Source organism: Aphanizomenon sp. UHCC 0183, from assembly GCF_009712065.1.
Lineage (GTDB): Bacteria > Cyanobacteriota > Cyanobacteriia > Cyanobacteriales > Nostocaceae > Dolichospermum > Dolichospermum heterosporum.
In genome coordinates this window covers 1-3,979 of sequence record NZ_VILC01000156.1, presented here as the reverse complement: position 1 = coordinate 3,979, position 3,979 = coordinate 1, and the positions used below count along the sequence as shown (strand labels likewise).

3 protein-coding genes are annotated in these 3,979 nt (G+C 44.2%); 1 reads left to right on the top strand and 2 read right to left on the bottom strand.

Translation table 11 applies throughout. The features are described from left to right. Positions 1-123: 123 nt before the first annotated feature. Together FJR37_RS25505 and FJR37_RS25500 are read right to left on the bottom strand one after the other, a co-directional pair. The gene (locus FJR37_RS25505) at positions 124-1,095 is read right to left on the bottom strand and encodes an ExeA family protein (RefSeq protein ID WP_027403960.1); all 972 of its coding nucleotides are present in this window, start codon (positions 1,093-1,095) and stop codon (positions 124-126) included. Continuing rightward, positions 1,085-2,731, bottom strand: coding sequence for a DDE-type integrase/transposase/recombinase (locus FJR37_RS25500; RefSeq protein WP_168467461.1), 1,647 nt, complete (start codon positions 2,729-2,731; stop codon positions 1,085-1,087). The genes FJR37_RS25505 and FJR37_RS25500 overlap by 11 nt, the downstream gene beginning before the upstream one ends. Positions 2,732-2,923: 192 nt before the next feature. On the opposite strand from FJR37_RS25500, the gene FJR37_RS25495 reads away from it, so the two are divergent. Continuing rightward, positions 2,924-3,856, top strand: coding sequence for a tyrosine-type recombinase/integrase (locus FJR37_RS25495; RefSeq protein WP_027403962.1), 933 nt, complete (start codon positions 2,924-2,926; stop codon positions 3,854-3,856). Positions 3,857-3,979: the final 123 nt, after the last annotated feature.

Here is a 3,979-nt window from a genome sequence, read left to right as displayed (position 1 = left end):
AAACAGCTTACAATCATCCAGTTCGGCTCAAATTAATTGCAAATAACAAATTCTGCCTACACTTGCAGTGAATCTGCTTGTCTATAAAAGTATTGAGCTTCTGCCATATTTAATGAACCAAAACTAAAGTGGTAATCCCGCAGCTAACATTTGCTCCTGTAATTCACGCGCACGAGTTGGATCAAGCTGCCCACGAAACAGCGATTTAATTTCAGCCGGTTTAGCATTGAACTGTTCCGCCAAACCCCTCACGTCATAACCATGCCTTGTGAGAGTGGGTTCCAAATCATCAATTTGCTTCGACAGAACAGACTCCACAATCGCCGTAGTAACAGGTTTGACCCCGACTCGGTATGCAGCCTCCAAAGCTAGTGTCAAATGTTGTTCGATTTGTAGTGGTGTCAATAGCCGCGTGGCAAGTAATTCAATAGCTTCTGCCTCCAATATTTCACCGATGGGAGTATCAGACATAGTACATTCAGATACCAGCCATTCAATATATTCTCGCTGATTACCAACAATACCTTCCAACGAGAACACAGTTGCTCGATACCCAATTTCCTCCATAGTCGGACGGCGCAAATCATTTTTCAATTTGGGATGACCAGCCAGCACCACCGAGAGCGTACCACCACCATCTTCAACTACCTCAATTAAACGTTTTAGTCCCGTTAGAGTACTGTAGTGTAAGTCATGAGCCTCATCAACAAACAGTGCCACCGGCTTTTTCCCCTTTCTAATCAGGTCGCGTAGTTCCCGTTCCCGTTTTTCACCAAGAGATGGAATTTTAATTTCCTTATCTGTGGACAAATCGTAGAATAAAGCAGCAATCAGTGTTGGTAGCGTCGCCCGGTCTTTATCCACAGAAAGCGACTTCGAGACGGTAATTTTACCTTCCTTCTCCAAAACATCAAACAAACGCCGTAAAGTCGTCGTCTTCCCACACCCAATAATTCCCGTTATGGCAACCAACTTCCCGAAATTAATTGCGGATTTAATATCCTTAAACATTTGCTTTTGGTGGTCTGTCTCATAGTACCCAGCCTTGGGAAATTCCTTAACCAAATGAAAGTGTTCCATAACTTCAGTGAGCATTTTGTTCCCCTCTTTTTGGCTTTTGGAAATACTGCCGTACTCGTTCAATAATCACTTTTTTACTCAAAGTCTCAGCCAGAAGTCCATCAATAAAGGCGATTTGTTCGGTGGATAATTTTGCCAAAGGTAAGGCTAGATAATCAGAAATCGCCCCTTTTGCAAACAACACGGTGGGATACGTAAATTCTTGGTATGGGTCTGGGTCTTTAAAAGGTGTGACAGTTGGCTCTAGTTCTTTATATTTATCTACCAGAAATTGTAGATCCGCATTTTTATCCAAAGCAGTTCGTGGCAAGCCCAGCTTTTTAGCTAAATCTGCAATCCTGTCGGCTCGTTCTTCGGTTTTAGTTTTCTTGTGCTTGCGATAGCGATGCAAGGGGATAGGACCATCAACAGGATAAAATGGACCATAGCGTTGGGCATTAAATTCTACGTATAACTCGTTGTCAAAAAGACCCCACCAAAGCACCACAGTTTCGCCTGCCAAGTCTGGGTTTACTTCATAGGCGATACCCTCAACAGATACTCTAGCCGAACCATCCACTTTCCTTCGTTGCGGTTCGCGGGCAAAAGTACAAAACCGCTCCCAACTGCACATCTGCCTGATTCCGCTCTTGGGCAGATTCCGTAACCAATCTTCCAGGCGTGAGTGTGCTTCTATACGGTGTCCTTGGTCGTTATAATTTAGCAAATACTGGCGTAACCATAGGTTAGCCTCAACTTCATTTTCCGGTTCGTGAAAGTGGTAAAGGGTTTCGTGGGCTTCTTTAACTGTCCGAAATGGTCTTTCAACTTTCCCTTTGGAGCGAGCTGTTACTCTTCTACCATCTTTACCCGCAGGCATATGGGTAGCCAGCTTAACTCCCAAGCATTCCATCACGTTTTGAAATACATGGCTTTTAGCAATTGGTCCGTTATCCGTATAGATCATCTCAGGAATCCCTTGGAAGGGAGATCCGTCTGAAGCTTTCGCTGTCATGGCATTGAATAAGAAGCGCAACGCTGCTGTTACATCCTCTCCATAGACGCAATGATATTCTTGGTAACATACACCGCTACGGTCATCGACGACACTATAAAGCATCAACAGCGGATTTCCTCTCCCTGGTTCTACCCACAAGGGTTGTTTTACGTGTTTTAAATCTGATGGGCTAAGGTCGAAATGCCAACATTCATTGCTGTACTCTGCTTGAAAACGTACCGCAGGTGGTTGACGGGTCATTGTGAGATGGTCGTAGCCCCATGTTTTCAAATAACGGTTGACAGTGGCTTTGGTTAACAAGCCCTTGGGTGGTTGAACGAAACCTTGTGGCGTGTTCATCCCAAAATCTTCTAAAAGTTCAATTGCCCGTGCTGTGGAAACGTGCCGCCCTTTCTTGTTGCAGGTGCGAATTTTCGTCGCTGCAATGACTTCGCAGTACATTTCCATATCTACTTGTGACAGCTTCCGAGGTGTGCCGCTATCTGAGCGATTGATGGATTTAGGTCGGGATGAGTTACGCAAAGCGCGATACAGGGTATCTATTGACACGCCATACAAATTTGCCGTTTCTTCCATGAGCTGCCGACGCTCTTGGCAACGGCTTGGTAACATATCAAGTCGATGGCGCAAGTTGGTTAAAGCTTCTGATGGAATTTTCTTGCGGATCATGCTTCAAGTATGTTTGCCTCATGTACTGTGGTTATCTTTAAGTTTGTAGCAGAAAACTGACCACAGAAATTACATTCTGTTGCTAGTTTGGTGAAAAAGTATGACAATTCGAGATAGATTAGTTTCAAATGAGGCTCGAAAACTCACCACAGAAATTTTTGAAGGAAGTTTGGTGCTGTGGATATACAGTTATTATCTGAAGCAGAAGCTCTACTAGTAGAGTATGAGGCGTTTCTAAGAGGTAAAACGCATAGCACCATTGATGCTTATATGCGCGTTCTCAGACAACTTCTTCTTTGGATTGTAGAACGTCCTGGGTGTGGAGGCAATTTTCATCCCGAACAGTTGACAAAAACGGCGATGGAAGTTTATCTGGCCTCTCTGGAGCAGTCAGGTTATAGCATTACTCACAGGGCGCGAGTTAAATCTGCTGTCAGTGGTTTTGCTCGATGGCTGATTGAGGAGAAGGGGATTTTGCGTCGTAATCCCACTAGAGGTTTAAATATTCCACCTCAAGCACTTTTAGCTCCCAGACAATTGAGCACTGATCAACGTTATATTCTCCGCAGCTTAATTGAACGAGATGGTAATCCACGTAGCCATGCTGTATTTGCACTGGGGTACTGGGCTGGTTGTCGCGTTAGTGATGTTTCGTGGCTAATGATGGAGCATACCCATATTGGACCAAAAGTTGGCTGGTTGCACGTTGGTTATAAAGGAGGTAAGGCACGAGATATTGATCTAATTAACGCTGCCCGACGACCTTTGTATGAATATATTTATCACGGTGGACGAGATACTGAGAGTTTTTACACTTTTACTTCTCAACGCAGTGAGCGGCTAACTGAAGCGGGCATTCATCGCTGGTGGAAAAACATTAAAGCACAAGCAAATGTTGAAGAGTGGGAACTTATCCATGATGTAACTTTTCATGATCTGCGACATGATTTCGCTCATCGAGCGCGTGAAGCTGGATGGACTTTGGAGGAGGTTGCTTATTATCTCGGTCATATCACCAAAAAGGGAACTCCAGCTATTCAAACTACGGTTCGGTATACCCAAAGTAGCCGACAGCAAGTCAAAGACAAGCTTGTCTTGCTCAAGGGATAAATCCTCTCTTCGCCATGTTACCCAAGTTCTTTTACTACTGAGATGACTCCAAAACCTTTTGCTTATAGGCATCCTGCTTATTTGCAATTAATTTGAGCCGAACTGGATGATTGCAAGCTGGTT

Bases quoted from the DNA above. Each gene is read 5' to 3' on its own strand.
- FJR37_RS25505 (WP_027403960.1), bottom strand. From the start codon at position 1,095: ATGCTCACTGAAGTTATGGAACACTTTCATTTGGTTAAGGAATTTCCC.